Below are 20,847 nucleotides of genomic sequence, written 5' to 3' on the forward strand. Positions count from 1 at the left end.
TTCAGCAACGTCGAATGTATGATTGCACGCAAACTTAGTACTGTGTACCTGGTACAAAGTACACAGGTTCTGGATGATGAACAAAGTCCCTCAGAACCCAGCGCGAAATAACTTCGGCTTTTGATCATAGCGGGTTGAAGGCGGGCGCTGTGTAGTTGAGTTGGGGCAGGAAAGCTATTGAAGCGAATGGGATTGTGATCGAGGAAGGCTTGGCTGGCTTTGATTCCCTTCTGATACATCCGGCGGGCAACTTCCGCGACGACATGCAGTCCGTGCGTCGTGTGAGTGCGTGCGATAAAGTTCCGCGCAACTTGAATGGTCTTGAGCACCACGGCCTTGATCGCGCGCGAGACGTGACAGAAGAGGCGATGCTCAATGGGATTGTATTTCGAACAGCCCGGCGGGTAGTGAGCCACCTGCACGTCGCAGCGCAGATCATGGGCCAGGTGGCATAGCGTTTCCTTGAAGCGATGCTGGCGACACCCGTTGCTGCCGCCGCAGTCGCACAGCAACAACAGTCGCGGCGCGTACCAGTAATGTTCCCGACCCATTCGCTCCCACCACCGACGGATCGCATCGCAAGCGAGTTCGCTGGTGTCGGCGCCGCGGGCCAAGTACATGAACGCTTCGTTGCGGCGAGTGTCGTACACGCCGTAAGGAACGAGTCGTTGCTCGGCAGTCACGAAGTCGTGATCTTGCACGACCACGCGGCCATCGGTGATCGCTCGGCCCGGATGAAAGAAATCGCCGAGAATTTCCTTCTTTTCGTGTCGATGCTCAGCACCGGCCAATCGTTCCGCTCGTACTTGGCGCGGAGCTTGGCAATGAATTGAAACTGCTCGTCGCGATGTTCAAACTCACACGCCGCTTCGTCCTTGTACGCCTGTCGCCGCGAGAGACCAAGCTCGTCGAACAAGATTCGCCGCAACGCATCGGGACCAATCTCAAAGCCCTGCTCTTGCAACTCCTCCGCCAATTCAGGAACCGAGCGGTTCGTCCAGCGAATGTTTTCGTCGACGGGCGAACCGGCCGTGTCGCGCTCGATCAGGGCTTCCACTGCAGGAATGATTTCCGGTTGCGCAACGCTAGCTGGCTTTCGGCCTCCCCTTTTTTGCGAACGCGTCCCGCAGCTTCGTCCTCCGGCAGCTGCTCGATGTCCTCCGCGCCGTGGCGAATCGTGTCGGGATCGCAACCAAACAAATCGGCGATGTACTGCACACCGCCATGCCCGAGCTTCACCGCTTCGACCGCCGCGTAGCGTCGCCGATCCTTCTCGGATAACGCCCCATACACCTTCACCATCTGCCGCTCGACCGTTGCCCGATAAACCTTCATCGTTGAGCCCTCCTGTGACTGACTCCATGCCCCCCTTCAGATTATCATGCGACAGTACCAAAGGAAGTTATTTCGCGTTTGGCCCTCAAGAGAGTGAAATTGAAGATCGATCAATCGCGTACCCGATGCTTCAAATGAAAACCCGCCAGCTTCCGTTTCGAGCGATATGATGAACAGTCCGCGCCGTTGGTGGCCTCGTTTCAGCATCCGCACATTGCTCGTCCTCATTACGCTGTTCTGTGCCGTCCTGGCATGGTGCGGCAGTATCTTCACCCGCAATTACAGGCAGCGCCTTGCCGCCTCGCGCCTTAGGGCTGAGGGGCATCTCATTTGGTACTCGCACAGATTTGACAGAAAGCCACCCCCCGGTCCTTTCTTGGGTCGTCTCATGTTCGGTGAGGACGCTTATGCTGAGGCAGAAAAGATCAACATTATCGGCGGTACGAACGAGGACGTGCTCTCGCTCGAAAATCTACCGACTGTGAAGGTGCTCACAATCGCCAGCAGCGAGGTCACCGATGCTGGACTCGCTAAGTTGAGCAAACTGCCACGATTGAATAGCCTACATGTCATGCATGCGAAAATCACTCCGTCGGCGATGGGCTCACTTCGCCCAATACAGTCGCTCGACTTCTTATTGCTTGCTGGCGAGCACATCACCGATGAGGTGCTGGCGAATGTATCAGATCTCACGCAACTAACGGCCCTGGAGATCAAGAGGTGCCCAATCACTTCCGTCGGGCTTACCAGCATTGCCAAGACGGAAACAATGGAACAGCTCACTTTAAACGGTCTATCTGCGCTTCGCGAAGATGATCTTCAGGTTTTGCAACGGATGAAGAAACTCCATTGGCTGAAGATTTCTCATTTAGATCTGAGCGAGCGCGGGCTTGAACACCTCGCGAAGATACCCAGTCTGGAGACGCTCTGCCTTTGTGATGAGCGTCAATCTCCGCTCTCGGTTAATGATCTCGATGCACTGAATCGATTTCCAAAACTGAAAGCGCTCTCGTTTGAGGCGAGGGCATCCAGCAATGATGTCTTGCTAGCCGTCGCGAAGATTTCGTCGCTCGAAGAATTGCAATTAATTGGCGACTGTTTTACCAGTCCATGCACGAGTGACATCGCGCGTCTAAAGAACCTTGAGAGACTAGCAATCGACAAAACCAAGATTGATGCGGAGGGAATCAAACCTCTATTGGCCCTAACGAATCTTAAGGAGATTTGGCTCCCACAGGACGTAAGTTCTGAAGCGGCAATGTCATTTCAGGGAAAAATGCCTGCCTGCAAAGTACATGTTCATCACAACGCGAAGATCCAATAGTGCGGCGGCGGATGACATAGTCGGATTGGTGTCCAAATCCGGTGGAACGGCGAGTAGTCTTCGAGCCAACATCACCAACAGGAATGGCAGGCGCCTGGGAGCCGCTTTCATCTCGGCGGAGCGAGATGACTACGGTACTTAGTTTGCGACTTCGCCGTCGTTGCCGCTGCAGTAGCGCAGCCAGGTGGTCGGGTCGATTTCGAACATGACGGGGCGGACGGAGCCGTCGCAGAAGACGGTTAAGAGCGTGGTGTGCGAGGAGCCAAAGATCTGACCGCAGGTGCCGCCGGGGACGCGCGTGTTGCGCTGGGGAGGATAGATCGGGTTGGTATCGTAGCCGGCCTTGGCCCAGCAAATGGTGTCGTTGTCCCAGCCATCGACGTAGCCCTGGTCGTCGTTGCATTCGGGAACCGAGCGAGGCCAGTTGATCCACTTTTCGCCCACCAGCAGCACGTTCGCCGAGCCATCGGTCAGGTGCTTGAAGTTGCGCTGATAGCCCGAAGGGCCCAGCGGACCATCCAAGCTGTTCGAAGCGTCGGTCCAGGGACTCCACCAGCCACCGTAGGTGCCGCCGTTGCCGACGTAGTCCATCATCGCCCGGTTACCGTTGGGGTTGCTTTGGGTGTAAGGAAAGAGCGTGGGCTTGCGGACCGTGGGACAACTGTAGCCTTTGACATGGGTGCCGGCGACGACGGCGCTACTGGGCTGTTGGTACAGATTCTGTTGTTCGATGTACGGCAGAATCTGATAGGCCCAGCCCCAATTCTGTTTGCTGGGGCCTTCGGGCGCGCCGCCCGGTGTGACATTACGATCGGCGGCCCAATCGAGCCCGCCCGAGGGAAACGACAGGTAGGTGTCGTGATGGTTATGAAAGGCGAGCCCAATCTGCTTGAGGTTGTTCGAACATTGGGTCCGCCGCGCCGATTCGCGGGCCGCTTGCACGGCCGGCAGCAGCAGCGCGACGAGCACTCCGATGATCGCAATGACAACGAGCAACTCGACGAGGGTAAACCCTCGACGCTGGCGGCAGGTTCTGGACATGGTGGCAATCCTGGGAGAGTCAGAACTACGACTACTAATTACTACTGCGCCGGTTGATGCCCCGGCGGAAATTTGGCTGCTTGAAACTCGGCGTCGGTTAACAAGGTCACAATCGAAGGTGGCTTGAGCACATGGCGTTTGCCATTCTTTCCCCGTTGTTCGTAAGCAAGGACGACATCGACGCCGCCGGTCTTGCGAGCCAGTTCGCCAAAGTTGACACCCCACACGATGACGTAGTTTTCGTTATCGTCGGGCGATTTGAGGACGGTGGCGGGGTCGGGATTACCCGGGCCGTTCTTCAGAAACTCGTGCAGGTCTTTCTCGCTGGCGGGAGCCCGGCCCAGTTTATTGGCGGCTTGCGAATAGGCCGCGCCGATCTGCTGCAGGTTTTCGTAAGACTTATCGTTCGCCGCCGAGGGAGGAGCGGGGCCACCGCAACCAGAGACAGTTGACAGGATCAGCAGTCCGCTCACGACCGCGAGGTTTCCTATGATAACCGCCGCGCATCGTACGACTAATTGCGACCCGCGCATCGTCTACCTATTTCGCTGGAGATCACTGAGAGTTGTGAGCGTCAAAGCTAGGTGGAATTAGACTTGTCCCGGGTGGGTGATTCAAGCAGAAACCAGGCAGTTTTGGAGTTTCCTCACCGTAGTCATCTCGCTCCGCCGAGATGAAAGCAGCTGAATAGCTTCTGTCATTTATGTTGAGGAAGTCTGCGCAAAAAACTACGGTGGTGAATGCAAACTTGAAGTGCAACGCAGAAGTGCCAGCAGGTGCCGCTACCAGGTGTCAGACAGCATTTTTGCGGTAGCAGTGCTTAGCGAAGTCTCGATCAAGCTTTGCGAATAATAAGTAGACGATCCCAGACATCAGCAATTGCCGACGATTCCATGCGGTATTGCACTTCAAGTTTGCATTCACCGGTGAGACAAACCACTTGCGCGTGCTACAAAATCTCATCTCGGCGGAGCGAGATGACTACGGTGGAGGTGGCATTCTGCGGTAGTGTTGCGGCGTGGGGATGGTCGTTCTCCGGTTGTTATTTCCAGAACCAGTGCTGAGTCTTCGAGCCAGAATCACCAACCTGAATGGCAGCCGACTGGGAGCTGCTTTCATCTCGGCGGAGCGAGATGACTACGGTGGGAATGCTGGGATTAAAAAGCTGCGGCAAAATTAGCTACCGGAGTGATGTGACAAAATCTCATCTCGGCGGAGCGAGATGACTACGGAAGATATATTAAATATGTATTGACTTAATGTCAAGCACACTTTAATATTTGTTGGCGGTTTAGAGAGCAGGAGTCTGCGGTAGTCATGGCGGGTAGAGGTCAGGTATGGAGTACCTGGACCTACACGGCACCCTGTTCAGAGCGGGTTTGAACAGGGGCGGAAAGTGGTTATCAGGTAAACTTTGATGCGTTGCCTTTTGTGATCGCAAGAGACTGACAGGCAAGAGGTTGTGACTTTTGGTGATCGCAGAAAAAAGGCGCAAAAAGTTATCAAAACTGGTTATCAGCAGCGCTGATGGGGGACTGTTCAGGGAAGCGGCAGCGGGTGTGAATACCAATGACCGAAGAGTCTTGCCGCCCCCTGTTCAGGGCCTGTTCAAGCTGGGTTGGACCCGGGGTGGAAAGTGGTTATCAGGTAAACTTTGATGCGTTGCCTTTTGTGCTCGCAACCGAAGGGAAGGCAATTGGTTATGACTTTTGGTTATCGCAGAAAAACGATGCAAAAAGTTATCAAAACTGGTTATCAGCAGCGCTGAGCTCAGCTACGTGCGCGATGGTAAAACTTATCTCTCGGCGGAGCGAGATCGCTACGGTGAGACTAACGAAACGCAATCCAAGGAACGAACATCATGGCTGGTCCCAAGATTCTGGCATTTGCTGGCAGTACGCGACGCGATTCCTTCAACCGCAGGCTGCTGCCGATCGCAGTGGCCGGTGCGCGCGAAGCGGGAGTCGAAGTTACCGTCATTGAGCTGAGCGATTACGAGCTGCCGCTGTTCAATCAGGATCTGGAAGCCGAGAAAGGGCTGCCTGCGGCGGCCCTCAAGCTGAAAGAACTGTTTGTGGCTCATCAGGGACTGCTGATCGCCTCGCCGGAGTACAACAGCTCGTTCACACCGCTGCTAAAGAACACGCTCGACTGGGTCTCGCGTGCCGCGCCGGGCGAAAGTGGACTCACGGCTTTTCGCGGCAAGACGGCGGGGATTATCAGCGCGTCGCCCGGCGCGCTGGGCGGCTTGCGCGGGCTCGTGCATCTGCGGGCCATGCTTAGCAATATCGACGTGCTGGTGATCCCCTCGCAGGTCGCCGTCGCCAAAGCGATGGACGCCTTTGCCGACGATGGTTCGCTGAAGGATGCCAGGCAAGCCGCCAGCGTAAAGCAGGTCGGCACGCAACTGGCCGAACTGCTGAAGAAGATCGGCGCGTAGGGTTTTGCCGAACGGCAACCACGGATTCACACCTCAACACCGAAGGCGCGCTCCCCTCGCTGACGCGTCGGGCTACCTGAGGCACTCGCTCGGCGGTTGGGGGCTCGGTAGAGTAAACGGAAGATCGACGGTGAATTTCTTTTCAACAGTTAGGCACTCTCTCCATGCACAACACATCGAATAGCCGGCGGCAGTTTTTGACGAACACCGTGGCAGCATCGGCGGCCGGCGTCACACTCGCGAACTTGCACGCCAGGGCTTTTGCCGCGGCCAGCGACAAGCCCAAGCGGGTAGCGCTGATCGGCACGGGTTGGTACGGCAAGAGCGACCTGTATCGTCTGCTGCAGGTCTCGCCGGTCGAGGTTGTCTCGCTCTGCGATGTCGATAAGAACATGGTCGCCGCTTGTGCCGAAGAAGTGGCCGCCAAACAGGCTTCGAAGAAGAAGCCGCGGACGTATGGCGACTATCGCGAACTGCTGAAGGAGAAGGATCTCGACATTGTGTTGGTCGATACGCCCGATCACTGGCACGCGCTGCCGATGATTGCGGCTTGCGAAGCGGGGGCCGATGTCTGGGTGCAAAAGCCGATCAGTCTCGATATTGCCGAAGGTCAGGCGATGGTCGCCGCGGCTCGCAAGCACAAGCGCGTGGTGCAAGTTGGCACGCAGCGGCGCAGTACGCCGCACCTGATCGAAGCCCGCGATCGCATCATCAAGGAAGGAAAGCTCGGCAAGATCGCGCACGTCGAAATCTATTGCTACTATCACATGCGGGCCAAAGACAACCCGCCCGATTCATCGCCACCCGACTATCTCGATTACGAAATGTGGACCGGTCCGGCTCCGATGCGGCCGTACAACTCGCTGGTTCATCCGCGCCGGTGGCGGGCGTTCAACGAGTATGGCAACGGCATTGTCGGCGATATGTGCATTCACATGCTCGACATGGTCCGCTGGATGATGGACCTGGGTTGGCCGCAGCGAATCGAATCGGCGGGTGGCATTCTGGTCGACAAGGCGAGCCGGGCGAACATCAGCGATACGCAGCAAGCCACGTTCGACTACGGCAACCTGCAAGTGGTTTGGCAACATCGGTCGTGGGGTGCCGCAGCCGACCCGGCGTATCCGTGGGGCGCGACGTTTTATGGCGACAAGGGAACGCTGAAGTGCAGCGTGAATGGCTACGACTTCATTCCGATGGGTGGCGGCAAGCCGGTGCATGTCGACGTGAAGATGGAGCTCGAAGAATACCCGGAAGACAAAACCGAGAAGGACCTGGAGAAGCATGTGGCCCCGGCGATTCGCGGACACATGAAGGACTTTCTCGCCAACATCGAATCGCGCGGCAAGCCCGTCAGCGATATCGAAGAGGGGCACATCACCACGGCAAGTTGCATCCTCGCCAATCACAGCATGCAACTGGGCCGCTCGCTGACGTGGGATTCGGCGAAACAACTGGTTGTGAACGATGAGGCAGCGAACAAGCTGTTGAAGCGAGCCTATCGCGCGCCGTGGAAGCATCCAGCGGATGCGTAGGAGGAGTCAAGTTTGAAGTTTGGCAACGGCAGCGATCAGCTGCGCGAGAATGTCGGCCGTGTGGTGCCAGGTGAGGCTGAGCCGCAGGAGCGATTCGCCGGCGGGGACACTCGGGGGGCGAATTCCCGGCACGAAGAAGCCTTGCTCACGCAGGCGGGCCGCGAACTGCATCGTGCGCTGCGCATCGCCGATGCGCAGCGGAATGATCTGGCTGCCATGCACGGGCATCGTCCAGCCGAGAGCACGCAGTTGCTCGCGAAGGTCGCCCGCATGCGTCAGCAGTTCGGTGCGGCGCTGGGGCTCTGCGCGGACGATCTGCAAGGCCGCGAGTCCGGCGGCAGCGACCACTTCGGGACAGGCCGTCGAGAAGAAATAGGTGCGGGCGCGATTGGTCAGCCAATCGATAAGCCGCTGCTGACCGACGACAAAGCCTCCCATCGAGCCGAGTGCTTTGCTGAGCGTACCGACGCGAATGTGTACGGCGTCTTCCACGCCCAGTTGCTCGCACAGGCCGCGACCTTGGGCACCGAAGACTCCCGTCGCGTGTGCTTCGTCCACCATGAGCATCGCGCGATGCTCCGCGGCGATCGTGGCCAGATCAGCGAGCGGGGCGAGATCGCCATCCATGCTGAAGAGGCTATCGGTAACGATCAGCTTGCGCCTGGTCGTGGATGGAGTGGACGAGAGGAGTTCTTGCAGATGGGCTGCATCGCAATGTCGAAAGACCACAACCTTCGCGCCGGACAAGCGGCAGCCATCGATCAGGCTCGCGTGATTGAGCGCGTCACTGAAGACAACATCGCCGGGGCCCACGAGTGCCGCGACGGTTCCCGCATTCGCGGCAAAGCCCGTGGGAAACAGCAGGGCCGCTTCGGTTCCTTCGAAGCGTGCCAGTTCCGCTTCGAGCCGCGCGTGAAACTCGCCGCGGCCGGTAACCAGCGGGCTTGCTCCCGCGCCCCAGCCCGCTTGGTGCAGCACGTCGTTGAGTTGTTGCTCGCCGAGGGACGAGGCAATTCCCAGATAATCGTTCGAACCAAAATTGACCAGCGACTTGCCGTTCCACAGCAGCTGCGTCCCACGCTGCGGCCCCGATCTCACCCCCAACGTGCGCAGCAAGCCCGCCGACTCCAGTCGTCGCAGTTCGTCATCGAGCCAATCCAGCGGGTTATGCATGAGAGGATTTTAGCAGGCGAAGAACACTGCCGTTCCCGCTGCTACAGTTCTGGATTCCAATCCTCTGGTGTGATGTTGTAGGGATTCGGGTCGCTGTAATAGATTCCTAACGACCGAAGGCGAGCTAGGATTTTTTGAATCGTTGGCCAATGTTCGCCCCACAGATCCTGCTGTAGGTCATTCCAGTCGGCCATCGTTTGCTCGCTGAAATCGGGGGCTTGATCCAATGTGACCTTGCCAAAATCGAGAATCCGTGGGGGCTGGACGATGTCAATTTCTAGCGTGAGGAGCGGTATCGAATAGTCGATCAAACGTGGTACGGCAAATCCACAGATTTCCGTCATGTTGGCTTGAAACAAGCGGCGATAACTCTCTAGTTCCTGATGGAAGGTTTTCTGAAGTATCAGACTCTTAACCGCTGTGCGTCGGTTGGTTTCCCAGACACTGCCATCGGTTCCGCTTCCCAATTCGCGTACAATTACACACTGTCGTTCGCGGCAGTACAAAGCAGCGCGTTCGAGTAACTGAGGTACACTCATGGCAGTAATTCATAGCGACGGAATGTCGACCGCGGTGCGGATCCATTTGCAGGTGGAAGGCATGCGATTGCGGGTCTCACAGGTGGGCGAGAACTCACTCATCTTGCGAGAGCCTGAGGATTTTTGCTCCGGAGACGCGCAGTTAATCATCAGCGTGGATGGGAACGAAATTGTACATCCGATCTATCTGACCGACGGAATCACCGGTCGCCATGTTTCGTTTGCAGATCTCGATCAATGCTCGGTGATTCCATCCCCCTCGGCATCCGCGAGCGAGACTCCCTTTTAGGTGAGTCTCTGCGGGCCGGTTGCCAATGGGGGGCATTCACAAACCCCGGTAGTTTGTGAACAGCAGGTGCCGTAACTCTCGGGAATGGCGCGAGGTTGTGTTCACAAACCTCCCGTTGTGTGAACACGCTTTTCCAAACGGGCTCTCGGTCGAGTGCCTTCAGGCGGATCAAAAGAGCGGCCACAAGCGGAGTGATTCACCAAGGAAGCGAAGTCCTTCCCCCAGTTCCTAGCTCCCAGTTCCCAGCCTCTTCCCACTACTCGCGTGGGTTGCCGATGCGGCGTAGATACTCCGATAGGCGAGCCTGCAGGTCGATGAGTCCCTGCCACTGACGAAGCTCGAGCGTCATCTTGCTCGACTTGCCGTCGACGGCCGCGGAGTTGATGAGATTGCGCAGCCGCACGTGCAGAAACTCGAGCATCTCGGCCAGCTGAGCGGCCTGGCCGGGCGTAAGTCGATCGGGCAGTTCTGGGGGCTCGAGGGCATGCAGCGTGGCTTGCATGTCGCACTCATCGTCCCAGTTCAGTTCGAAATCGAGCGACGAAAAGTTAGCGGCTTTTTGGACCTGCTCGGGATCGATGGTGGCTCCGCCGGCTTCGCCGCCGTTGTCATCTCGCAGGCGCGCCAGACGGCCGGCAATCTGCTCGCGCGAGCCAAACAGCAAGACGCTGCGGCCGACGGCGATCATGTCGCCGAATTTGAGAATCCGCAGCTGGATGTCTTCGCCGTTGACCTTGGTGCCGTTGGTGCTGTCGAGGTCGGTGAGGACGAGGCGGCTGTTGTCTTCTTGAATCTTGATGTGATACCGGCTGACGCGCTCGTCGTTCAGCTGGATCGTATTTCCCTCTTCACGACCAATGGTGATGGGGGGTCCGACGTTTTGATAGATGCGCCCGCGGTCAGCGCCATCGAGGACTCGAATAGTAATGCCGGACATCGCGCGCGTGACCAACGTACCCGAATCGGGCAATGAGAGAAGTTCTGTTCCTACCTCGCTTATAGCATCCCGATTTAAGCGGGGTCAAGCGCCCGCCGGAGCGTCCCTCCGCAAAACCGGCCGTAAAACCCGCAGCGGACTAGCGTTCGACCGGAGTCGTCGGCTCGGCTTTGACGGGTGTCTCGTCCGGTTTGGCTGCCGGTTTGAACCGCTCCCGCAGCGAGCGCACCCAGTCCGATTTGAGGATCGGCAGCAGGCTGCTGTGTGTATCGGTCCACAGCACTTCGTCCTTGATGTCTACCGTCAAGGGCTCCGAGAGATTGCGGACCAGGTCGATATTCGCAAATTCTTCGTTCTGGGTGAGGAGCACCCAATCGCTGCCGGTGAAGGCATCGGGTTCGTAGGGTCCCTCGGGTGTGGAGACTTGCAGGGCAATCAGATCGTTCCGCCGAGCGAGCGCGGCGACCACGGGAGCCAGGTCCAAGTGCTTGTTGCTGATGTGGACGGCCAGAATCCCTTGAATCTTGCCGTTGGCATCTTTACGCAGATGCCGCTTGTACAGTTCCAGCGATTCGACCGTCAGCAAGTGAGCGGGAATCGCATCGCCGCTGAAGGCATCGAGAATGATGACATCGTAGTTCTGATCTTCTTCCTTCTCCATGCGAATGCGAGCGTCGCCGAGGACGACTTCGGTCTTGGCGCCGCGCTCTTCAGCATCTTTGCGGAACGAGAAGAATCCGTCGGAGATGACAATTACCTTGGGATCGATTTCGTAGAAGCGGTAGACGTCTTCTTCCTGCGCGTGAGCGGCCATGGTGCCCGAACCGAGACCCACGACGGCAACTCGCAGCCCTTCGTTGTTTTTGCGCGGATAGTGCAGCACCGAGAGCCCGGCTCCACTTTCGTTGACGTAGTAGGTAGTGGCTTCCAGCTTGCGAATGGGGTCCTTGAATTGATAGCCGTGCAAGATGCCGCCGTGCACCAGCCGATGAGCCAGCTGGTCATCCTCCAACTCGTGCTTCTTCACGGTCAGTGTGCCGTAGAAGTTGCGCATCACGGCCAGGGTCTGTGGCGAGAGCGGTTCATACGTGCTGGTGATGACAAAGAAGACGCCACCCATAATGAAACTCGCCGCTGCCCACTGCAGCAGTTGTCGCTTCTCCAGCCACGAGTTGCGGCCGTCGTTGATGATGGCAATCCAGGCGACGACATAGCCCAGCACAATCCCCAGCGACAGTTCGAACTGCAGCTTGAAGATGTACGGACAGATCAAGGCGACGAACAGACCGCCCAGGGCACCGCCGGCCGAGATCATCAGGTAGTAGAGTGTGAGATGCTTGGGCTTCGGCTTTTGCTTCACCAGTTCGCCGTGGCAGAGCATGCAGATGATGAACAGCAGAATGACGTACACGAGGGCCTGAAAGGCGAGGTTCGAGTCAAACTCGTCTGCCCACTTCGACGTGAACAGCGTGATGCGGTGCAGCCAGTAATTGGGATAGTAGGTCAAGCTCTCAGTGACCGTCTTGGCTTCGCTGGGTGCCGACCAGTTGCCCCAGTCGTCTCCCTTGACGAGTACGCACAGCGTGAGAATCCCCAGCACACCGAGCGGGCCCCAAAAGCGTCGCTGATACCAGAGTTCGCTATCGAAGCAGAGGATGAACGAAATGAGATACAAGCTCAGCGGCACGATCCACATGAACGGCACGACCGCAATGTCTTGGCACAAGTGATTCGTCGTGGCCAGCAGCAACATCGAAGCGAGCGCCGGCAACGAGAGCCAAATCAGCAGGCTGCTGGTCGCGGGAGGTGCATCGTCGTCGCCAGGCTTTGGTTCCGCGTGTTTGGAACTTGCTGCGGCTTCTTCCGGTTCGATCGGCAAGCGATAGATCATCCAAGCCAAGATGCCGGCCAACAGTGCGAACGCGATGAACGCGCCCGACCACATCCAGCCTTGATGATGCACGGGAAAGAACGGCTCGAACACGATGGGGTACGAGAGGAGTGCGAGCAGCGAACCGACGTTCGAAAGCGCGTACAGGCGATAGGGCGAAACTCCTGGATAGGCGCGGCTGAACCACGCTTGGACCAGGGGCCCGCTCGACGACAGCAAAAAGTAGGGCAACCCGACTTTCGCCAGCAGCAGCACCAAGATTCGCAGCGCCGGCAGCGTGCCGTCGTCGGGCTTCCATTCGGGGTTGGGTATAATCGGCAGCGTGAGGATGGCGAGCACCAATAACACGCCGTGTACGATTCCTTGTCGCGCCGGCGAGACATAGCGAATCAGCGCGTGGGCGTAACCATAGCCGGCGAGCAGCACGAGTTGAAAGAACAACACGCAGGTTGTCCAAACCGCGGGACTGCCGCCGAACCAAGGGAGAATCGTCTTGCTGATGATCGGTTGGACCTGAAACAGCAAAAACGCGCTGACCAGGATAGTGATGGCCGCCCACCAGCCAATTGCAGGGTTGCGGGCAGTAGTCATCGGCGGGGTCCTTGGGAGGGGCAATGTCGGTCAGCGGTCACGGGCGGGTCGCTTATGCCGGGCACGAGGGACGGTGCGCCCGAAACATCAGCGTATCGGAAGGAGCCTGCTGCGGGCCACTAGTCGGAGAAAATCTGCCGCGGGCAACAAGCTTCGCAAGGATACAACCTGAATCGCACCCACGCCGAGAATCGCCCGGCAGATTCCGCTCGCAGCGGTTGTAGCGAGTAGGTCCAGGTACTCCGTACCAGACGATCGGTAGGCCGACTCCGTCAATCCCGCAACTTCCTACAGGTCGGAATCATTACGTCGCCTGCTGAAATTGCCTTGAATCGCGGGGTCCTATCGTCAACAATCCGCTGGAACCTGGAGATGCAAGCGAGTAGAAGTTACCAGGTGGATTGGCGATTTCAGACCTACAACGGAGCAGCCAGATGCGGTCGACTGGAATCATCGTCTGCAGTTGCATTCTGCTGTTGGCCTGCGCTACCGAATTGCTCAGTCAGGCACCCGCACCAAAGCGAGTTTGGAAAGACGCCTCCGGGATGTTTTCCATCGAGGCTGAGTTCCTCGGTCTGGCGGAGGGAAAGGTGTCGCTGCGGAAGGTCGACGGCAAGGTAATCTCACTACCGCTCGACAAACTCTCCCCTGCCGATCAGGCTGCCGCCCAGCAACTAGCCGAGCCGGTTGCCCCGTCGCCGGCCACGCCTGCGGCGCAAGTGCCGCTCGACGAAAACAAGTTGCCCATTGCCGCCAAGGTCGTCTGGGGAGATGCACCGACAGCGAGCGTCGTGGCCAAAGAGATCGAAAGCATCGACATCGCGAATTCACTGCGAGACTTGGATCGCAAACCGGTTCCCTGGAAAGCGCCCGCGTTCACGCCGCCGCCACTCCTTACCTTGCCTCCCAAGGCCATCAACTTGAACTACCGCGGTTGGTCCGTAGACGAGCATGACCACCGGTTGAAAATCGATCCCAGCCGCAGCTGCCTGTGGATCTCGCGCGCGTACAAGGGGCGGGAGTCCTCCGACTTTCGCTTGGACCGGATCGATCTCGGCACAGGAAGCTTTCTCTCGGCATTTGCCATGCCCAGCGAACAGTTCGTGCTCGCAATCGACGCCACGGGCAAGCGTTTGGTAACCGTCGGGAAAGGAGAGCTTAGCCTCTGGAAGCTGGACGGCGATCAACTCATCCGCCAAAAGAGTCTCGCGCTGCTTGAGCAGAAGGATTCCACCGATACGATTTTTTCCCCGCAGAGCGGTACCGGGACGTTCGTCGGACCCGACCACTTTGCCCTGCTCAATGGTTCGGGCCTGTATGTCATCAAGCTCGCCGATTTCCAGCCGACGCTACGGATCTGTTTCCAGCGGCAGATGCAAGGTCTTGCGACCCTCTTTTTGCCGGGGAGTCGCCAGATGGTGATTGCCGAGAGCCACCTGATCATGCTGGTGGATATACCCACCGGCAAATTGAACGGCACGATCATCGCCCCGAATAACACCTCGGTGAAACAGGCCGGCAAACTAGCGCTCAGCAGCGATTGTCGCTGGCTGTATGTGGACCCACTGGGCGACGATGTGCTGGTCTACGACTTGCGAACCGGAAAACTCGCCAAGTCGATCGAACTGCTCGACGGCACCAATTGGGGCACGACCATCGCCGAAAGTCCGCCAGGCATGCTTCGCTACGGCGGTCACGGGCTAATCGACCTCAGCCGAGGGTTGCCGCTGGTTCAGGTGCGTCACAACTGGAGACTCGGGTATCGCCAAAGATGGAGAGCCCACCTCTCCGCTGGCGGCCGCGATTTCTATCTGATTAATGGTGCCGAGTGGGATGAAGGGCAACTTCACGAGCGAAAAGGAGGGCTGGCGCTCATCATCGCCGAGATTCCCGATGCCGCGTTGAAGGCCAAATTCAGCACGCTGAAGGCCGACGACTATCGCTTGCTCAAACCGGGCGACAAAGTCGCCGTCGTTTATGACCCTGCCCACGTGAGCGACAACTCCGAAAAACTCCTTCCCGGCACCCTGACCAAAAAACTCGCCGGCACCGGCGCCACGCTGGTGAAGGACCCCGCCCTGGCGACGCACGAGTTCCGCTACACCTTCGAAGTGAAAGAAGGATACCACCGTCACCGCGTGATCCTGGTTCAAAAGGCCACCGATAAATCGGCGGAAAAAAATCTCTGGGAGGACTGGAACCATCCCCTCAACCCCGGCGAAGATGCCTTCAAAGACCGCTGGCTGGAAACAACCTTCGATCTGAACCTGAACCCAGGTCTCTTGCAGCCCCCCACGGACGGCATCTTTAAGCTGGACCTCACCCCCACTGGCCTAAAAGAGTTCACCCACGAGGAATTGCAGCAGAAGAGAGAAGATGAACGCGGGGAATCCAAAGCAGCTACGAACAGCGAGCAAGAGTGAGGCGCTTGCCGCGCGACAGAGTATCTGAGGCCGGCTGGGTGGCGAGCCAAGAGCACCACCGTGCCAAATTGGCCCGCACACAATCGACCGGTAGCACTGCTGCTACACATCGGGCACTGGCAACACAGAAATTGAAAGTGCAACGGGCTACAAGCCATGATGATAAAGAGCAATCCTGCATGGAGTCGCGTCAAGCTGCGAACATTAGTAATCGTTGTTCCTGTTATCGCAGCAGTTACCGCGTGGCTTTGCGCCGCGCCATTGCGTTCCGTGATGGATACTAGGCGAGAAAATGCAGTCGTTCAGCATGCCCATGATGTGCTGGTGAGCGAGGGCTTTGACGTACGGATGACGCGATCCGGTCCTCCCTGGTTACAGCGAGTGTTTCTTCGGGCGAGTGGAAGATTGCATATTGGGCAAGTGTCAATTCGCCGTCCTTTGACAAATCCCGGGGCTTCCGCGACGCCGGTTCGAATGCCGCGCAGTCACGCTGCGTTTCGGTCGCTGATCGCTGTTCCGCGAGTGTACGTATTGGATGTCTCGCAGTCCGATTTCTGTTGCGAAGATCTATCCAATCTTTCCAACGCTAATATTATTCGTCTGGAAGCATCGAATACGGCTTTGGCCGATTGCGAAATAGCTGGGCTTCGACTAGAAGAGCTGGTTTCGCTCCGTGTCGATAATACAAAGATAGGGAGTCGCTTTGTTGCTAGTATAAGCAAGCTGAACAGCCTTCAAAGCATCGGCGTGCGGGGTACAGCTCTACGCGTGTCGGATGTTAACTCCCTTCGATCGATGCCAGCAATGCGTGGTGTGATGGGAGACTCTTTCTGGATTGAGTGAGTTTCCGCAGCGGGGTGGCATGCGTGGTCATTCGCCATTTCTGGGTGGCATAGGTTCTACCCATGTGTGATGGCAATTCTCGTGTGACGTCGCGTGCCAGTTTTTGGGTGGAACTCAAACCGTTCTGAGGTAACGCCGCGCTGCTGTTGCTGGTGAGGTCGAGTTGAGTTTTGCCTTGGCTAGCGAGGAACCTTACCTCAGAAGACTGAGGAGGACATGGGTAGAACCCATGCCACCCCCGAATTTGCTTGCAGCCAGGTTAGTAGCTCATCTATCGCGGAATGTCAGACTTCTGCATTTGGTTAACCCACGCGCTTGCGCGGGCGAACTGTGAAATGACTGAATGGGCAGTTCAACGGCCGCAAGCGGCTCGGTTAACCAATAAGGCAGTCTGACAAAGTTCGCTGGTCGGACTACTACAAAATCTGCGTTTGGTCATTTGACAAAGAATCACGCGCCCGCCAGATTCGGGTTTGTCGTGTTTGACGCTGGGGACCGTCGTGCGCAGTTGGCAAGATTGGTGGTGTTTGGTGCGGAGAGGCTGGAGAGAGGACGACAGGCTGGAAGCCTATCTCACGAGGGGAAATGACAGGCAAGATGCCTGTCCCACGAAGGGAGGAGGATCGGCCATTGCGGATGTGCGAGGGCGAAGAACGGGCGGCGAAGGAGGATTACCCAGGTTGCCAACAAATGGTTATCAAACGGTTTTCAGACGAACGTCAGAATGAAGGGCTAACAACCGAATGGAAAGATGATAAGCAATTGCTGCAGTGAGACTTCGGAAAAGCGGTGTTTTTTGAAAAGAGTCGCAAAATGGTTATCAAAAATCAGCTGAACAGTGGTGTTCAGCGGAGCCAAACATCGAAAGACTCTAGGGAAAGCGAATTACCCTTGATAAGCCAACCTGCGAGGTGTGCAGCGGGCTTACTTGGACGTCTCGATCTTTGCGCTGGCCCCCGGTGCTGGCACCGCGGCGGCCGGTTCTCCCTCGCCAATCGGCAGGTCGAAGAGGCGGTAGTTTTTGACGATCTTCGCGCCGCCCCGTTTCAGCGACTTGAAGCTGAGGTGGTTGCTTTCGAGCACCCAGCTGAACTCCGCTTCGTTCGCGCCCCATTCCAGCACACTGGGAAGCAGGTGGGCGAGCACGACCAGGCCGAGCCCCCACTTTTGATATTCGGGCAGCACGTTGGTGCTGATAACCCGGATCCGCTTGATCGCTTTTTTGTTGTACAGCAGTTTGAAGAAGCCAAAGGGAAACAGACGGCCATCGATCTGCTTGATGCGCGGGTTGTAGTCGAGCATGGCGAACGACGAGCCCACGGGCTTGCCGTCGACTTCGACGATGGCGGTCATTTCGGGAACGATCAGGTACTTGAGCGAGGCGGCCGAGTGCGCGACCTCGGCATCGGACATGGGGGAGAAGCCCCAAGTGCCGATGAGCGACTGGTTGTACAGGTTCAGAAACAGGCGAACCTCTTCGTCGTACCGGGAGCGATCGAGGCGGCGCAGCTTGACGTCAAAGCGTTTTTTGATTTCGGCGACCATCAGCTTGATTTTGCCATCGAGCGAATCGAGCATGTCGGTATGAGCCCAGAAGGCCGCCAGATCTTCGACTTTGGCAAAGCCGTAGTTTTCGATGAGCCGCTGATAGTAAGGCGGATTGTGCGTCATCATGAACGTCGGGGGAATGTTGAATCCCTCGATGAGCAGACCGCAGGTGTGATTGAGCGAAGGGTTCACCGGGCCGCGAATGGCGGTGCGACCGCGAGCCCGGAGCCAATCGCGGGCGGCATCGAACAGGCCGCGCGCGACGTCCATGTCGTCGATCGCTTCGAAGAAACCAAAGAAGCCGATGGTGTCGTTATGTTGGCGGTTGTGCGCGTGGTTGACGATCGCGGCGACTCGCCCCACGGGCTGGTCGCTTTGCCAGGCAACAAAGGTTTGAATCTCGGCGTCATCATAAAAAGGATGGTGAATGTAGTTCACCATTTCTTTTTGATCCTGCCGCAGCGGTGGGACCCAATTCGGATAAGCTGCATTGATGAGCCAGGGGAGCTGCAAAAACGCTTTTCGCTCGCGGCTCGTTTCGGCAGGCTTGACGACTACGGGTACCATGTTCGTCCGTGAAGTTAGTTCGGGTGATTAGAGTGGCGTCGAATGGGGGGAAGGCCACGGTGGGTCGCAATAAAACTGACCGAAACTGGACTGGCCAAAGCTGGGTAACTTGCAATGATACGAGCAGCCAAGCCGCAGCTGGCATGATACCCGATCCGTCTCGGGATCGGGACAGCAGTTTGGCTGCGAGCTGGCGGTTAACCGCTTGAGGCGAGAACGAATCTCAACGGAAGTCACGGAATGAAATACCTCATCACAGGCGCGACAGGTTTGATCGGTAACAACACCGTTCGCCGCCTCGTTGCGCTGGGTGAACAGGTGCGCGTACTCACTCGCCAGACCGGCACTCAGCGGGAACTCGCCGGGCTGAAGATCGAGATCTGCCAGGGCGACATTCGCGATGCCGCTAGTGTTCGCGCGGCAGTGCAGGGCGTCGACTGTGTCATTCATGCTGCGGCCTACGTGCAGGTTGGCTGGACCAACTTGCAGATGCATCAACAGGTGAATGTGGAGGGAACCCGCAATGTGGCGACTGCGGCCTTGGAGCACAAAGCTCGGCTGGTCCACATCTCCACCATCAATACGCTGGGCATTGGCCGGCTGCAAAGCCCAGCCGACGAAGAATCGGGCAGCCTGCCCGGGCTGGTCCCTTGCCACTATGTCACCTCGAAGGCCGCAGCCGAGCGGGTGGTGCAAGACTTTGTGGGTCGCGGGCTCGATGCCGTGATCGTCAATCCATCGTTCTCGCTGGGGCCCTGGGACTGGAAGCCTTCGTCCGGCCGCATGCTGCTGGCCGTGAATCGCGGCACCTCGGTGGCTCCTGCCGGGGCGTTTAACGTCTCTGACGTTCGTGACGTTTCTGCGGGGATTACCGCAGCGGCGAAACTTGCCCCCACGGGCAGACGATACATCCTCGGGGGGCATAACCTGTCCTACTTGGAAGCTTGGCGCGTATTCGCCCAGGTATCGGGCCGGCGCGGTCCGCACTTCCGACTAGGCCCGATTGCTCGCCACGTGGCCAGTTTGAGCACCGACCTGTGGACCCGCTACACGGGCCTCGAGGGGGGCGTGAACTCCGCCACGTTAGGAATTGGTTCGCAGGAGACCTGCTTCTCCAGCCGTCGTGCTCAGCAAGAGCTGGGCTACCACATTCGACCTTTGAAAGAAACCGTTACCGATGCCTGGTCCTGGTTTTGCGAACACGGTTATGTCGAAAGTAGTCGTTCCAGTGTGGGACGGGCGGCGGCCAGCATTCTCCCCTAGCCCACGCATTGGCGGGGCGGTTTAAGGTCGCCCGCTATGTCTGTGGTGCTGGTTACTGGTGGCAACGGCTTTATCGGCCGCAATCTCATCGAAACCCTGCTGTTTCGTGGTCACAAAGTCCGCGCCCTCGTGCGCAATCCCCAGGCGAGCGTCATCCTGCAAGATCTCGGGGCGGAACTCGTCAAAGGCGAGTTGAACGACGTCGCTTCGATGCGCGCGGCAGTGGACGGCACCGACGTGGTCTATCATCTGGCCGGCTTGATCGCCGCCAACACCATGGAAGAGATGATGCGCGTCAATCGCGACGGCACGGCTATCCTCGCCGAAGCGATTGCCGACCAGCCTACTCCGCCGACGCTGCTGCTGGTCTCTTCCGTGGCAGCTGCGGGTCCGACGACACGCGGGCAAGTGCGCAAAGAAGCCGACCCGACCACACCCATCTCGAACTACGGCAAAAGCAAACTGGCCGGCGAACAAGCGGCGATGAAATACGCCGGGCGCATTCCGCTGACGATCGTTCGCCCCGGCGTGGTCTTTGGCCCGCACGATCGGGCGATGCTGAAGGTGCTGAAGATGATTCAGCGATTTCGCTTTCATCCCGTGCCAGGCTGGCGCAATCCGCCCCTCTCGTGGATCTATGTCGCCGATCTGGTCGAGCTAATGATCAAAGCAGCCGAGCATGGCGAGCGAGTTCCGCAAAGTGCTGCGACGGCTGAGTTCTCCGCCAAGGGCGTCTACTTTGGCGTCGTCCCCGAGCATCCCACGTATGCCGACTTCGGCGACATGACACGCTACACGCTGCACCGGCCCTTCATGCCGATCATTTACTTCCCCGGAGCAGTCACCTGGATGGTGGCCTCGGTGAACGAAAGCATCTCCAAGTGGAAGAACAAAGCTGACGTGTTCAACCGCGACAAGATTCGCGAGGCGCAGGTCGACTCCTGGGCCTGCTCGCCCGAAAAAGCCCAACACCAATTGGGCTTCGAACCCGCCGCCCCGCTGAAAGACCGGCTCAACGAAACCATCGCCTGGTACCGCGAAAAACGCTGGCTCTGGTAACCAAATGCAAAAGGTAGAATGCAGAATGCAGAATGACTACCTGCGTTCT

Annotated in this window: 15 protein-coding genes and 1 pseudogene; 7 read left to right on the forward strand and 9 right to left on the reverse strand. The window is 57.9% G+C overall.

The features are described 5' to 3' along the window. Window positions 1–230 precede the first annotated feature (230 nt). A pseudogene (locus NA78x_RS31130) lies at window positions 231–1,057 on the reverse strand (ISAzo13 family transposase); the annotation flags it as partial. Beyond that, window positions 1,045–1,335, reverse strand: a complete 291-nt coding sequence (locus tag NA78x_RS31135; protein WP_425613584.1) for a hypothetical protein — start codon at window positions 1,333–1,335, stop codon at window positions 1,045–1,047. The gene NA78x_RS31135 and the pseudogene NA78x_RS31130, both read right to left, overlap by 13 nt. A gap of 388 nt (window positions 1,336–1,723) precedes the next feature. Between NA78x_RS31135 and NA78x_RS31140 the strand changes: the two genes are divergently transcribed. Next, window positions 1,724–2,659 carry a hypothetical protein gene (locus tag NA78x_RS31140; protein ID WP_425616285.1) on the forward strand — a complete coding sequence of 312 codons (936 nt, stop codon included), beginning with the start codon at window positions 1,724–1,726 and terminating at the stop codon, window positions 2,657–2,659. Between the two features lie 138 nt (window positions 2,660–2,797). On the opposite strand, the gene NA78x_RS31145 is transcribed toward NA78x_RS31140, so the two are convergent. Both NA78x_RS31145 and NA78x_RS31150 read right to left on the reverse strand, forming a co-directional pair. Next, window positions 2,798–3,700, reverse strand: coding sequence for a DUF1559 domain-containing protein (locus NA78x_RS31145; protein ID WP_425616286.1), 903 nt, complete (start codon window positions 3,698–3,700; stop codon window positions 2,798–2,800). A 41-nt stretch (window positions 3,701–3,741) separates the two neighbouring features. Further along, window positions 3,742–4,173, reverse strand: a complete 432-nt coding sequence (locus tag NA78x_RS31150) for a hypothetical protein (RefSeq protein WP_425616287.1) — start codon at window positions 4,171–4,173, stop codon at window positions 3,742–3,744. A gap of 1,388 nt (window positions 4,174–5,561) precedes the next feature. Between NA78x_RS31150 and NA78x_RS31155 the strand changes: the two genes are divergently transcribed. Then, window positions 5,562–6,140 (forward strand): NADPH-dependent FMN reductase, encoded by a 579-nt coding sequence (locus tag NA78x_RS31155; protein ID WP_425616288.1) that lies wholly within the window; start codon window positions 5,562–5,564, stop codon window positions 6,138–6,140. Window positions 6,141–6,304: 164 nt separating this feature from the next. Continuing rightward, window positions 6,305–7,675 (forward strand): Gfo/Idh/MocA family oxidoreductase, encoded by a 1,371-nt coding sequence (locus tag NA78x_RS31160; protein ID WP_425616289.1) that lies wholly within the window; start codon window positions 6,305–6,307, stop codon window positions 7,673–7,675. A 6-nt stretch (window positions 7,676–7,681) separates the two neighbouring features. On the opposite strand, the gene bioF is transcribed toward NA78x_RS31160, so the two are convergent. Both bioF and NA78x_RS31170 read right to left on the reverse strand, forming a co-directional pair. Further along, window positions 7,682–8,848: an 8-amino-7-oxononanoate synthase gene (gene bioF, locus NA78x_RS31165; RefSeq protein ID WP_425616290.1), complete on the reverse strand. Its 1,167-nt coding sequence runs from the start codon at window positions 8,846–8,848 to the stop codon at window positions 7,682–7,684. Window positions 8,849–8,889: 41 nt separating this feature from the next. Further along, window positions 8,890–9,387, reverse strand: a complete 498-nt coding sequence (locus NA78x_RS31170) for a hypothetical protein (protein WP_425616291.1) — start codon at window positions 9,385–9,387, stop codon at window positions 8,890–8,892. On the opposite strand from NA78x_RS31170, the gene NA78x_RS31175 reads away from it, so the two are divergent. After that, on the forward strand, window positions 9,386–9,676 hold the full coding sequence (locus NA78x_RS31175) for a hypothetical protein (RefSeq protein ID WP_425616292.1): 291 nt from the start codon (window positions 9,386–9,388) through the stop codon (window positions 9,674–9,676). The genes NA78x_RS31170 and NA78x_RS31175 overlap by 2 nt on opposite strands. A gap of 256 nt (window positions 9,677–9,932) precedes the next feature. On the opposite strand, the gene NA78x_RS31180 is transcribed toward NA78x_RS31175, so the two are convergent. Beyond that, window positions 9,933–10,613 carry an FHA domain-containing protein gene (locus NA78x_RS31180; protein ID WP_425616293.1) on the reverse strand — a complete coding sequence of 227 codons (681 nt, stop codon included), beginning with the start codon at window positions 10,611–10,613 and terminating at the stop codon, window positions 9,933–9,935. 139 nt (window positions 10,614–10,752) lie between these two features. Beyond that, window positions 10,753–13,095 carry a spermidine synthase gene (locus NA78x_RS31185; protein WP_425616294.1) on the reverse strand — a complete coding sequence of 781 codons (2,343 nt, stop codon included), beginning with the start codon at window positions 13,093–13,095 and terminating at the stop codon, window positions 10,753–10,755. 434 nt (window positions 13,096–13,529) lie between these two features. On the opposite strand from NA78x_RS31185, the gene NA78x_RS31190 reads away from it, so the two are divergent. Continuing rightward, window positions 13,530–15,518: an SHD1 domain-containing protein gene (locus tag NA78x_RS31190; RefSeq protein WP_425616295.1), complete on the forward strand. Its 1,989-nt coding sequence runs from the start codon at window positions 13,530–13,532 to the stop codon at window positions 15,516–15,518. A gap of 1,767 nt (window positions 15,519–17,285) precedes the next feature. Here the strand turns inward: NA78x_RS31190 and NA78x_RS31195 are convergent. Further along, window positions 17,286–18,476, reverse strand: a complete 1,191-nt coding sequence (locus NA78x_RS31195; RefSeq protein ID WP_425616296.1) for an N-acetyltransferase — start codon at window positions 18,474–18,476, stop codon at window positions 17,286–17,288. Window positions 18,477–18,716: 240 nt separating this feature from the next. On the opposite strand from NA78x_RS31195, the gene NA78x_RS31200 reads away from it, so the two are divergent. Continuing rightward, window positions 18,717–19,739 (forward strand): NAD-dependent epimerase/dehydratase family protein, encoded by a 1,023-nt coding sequence (locus NA78x_RS31200; protein WP_425616297.1) that lies wholly within the window; start codon window positions 18,717–18,719, stop codon window positions 19,737–19,739. Between the two features lie 36 nt (window positions 19,740–19,775). Then, entirely contained in the window at window positions 19,776–20,798 is a 1,023-nt protein-coding gene (locus tag NA78x_RS31205; RefSeq protein ID WP_425616298.1) for an NAD-dependent epimerase/dehydratase family protein, read from the forward strand. Window positions 20,799–20,847 lie beyond the last annotated feature (49 nt).

Origin of the sequence: Anatilimnocola aquadivae, assembly GCF_049819085.1 — a bacterium.
Lineage (GTDB): Bacteria > Planctomycetota > Planctomycetia > Pirellulales > Pirellulaceae > Anatilimnocola.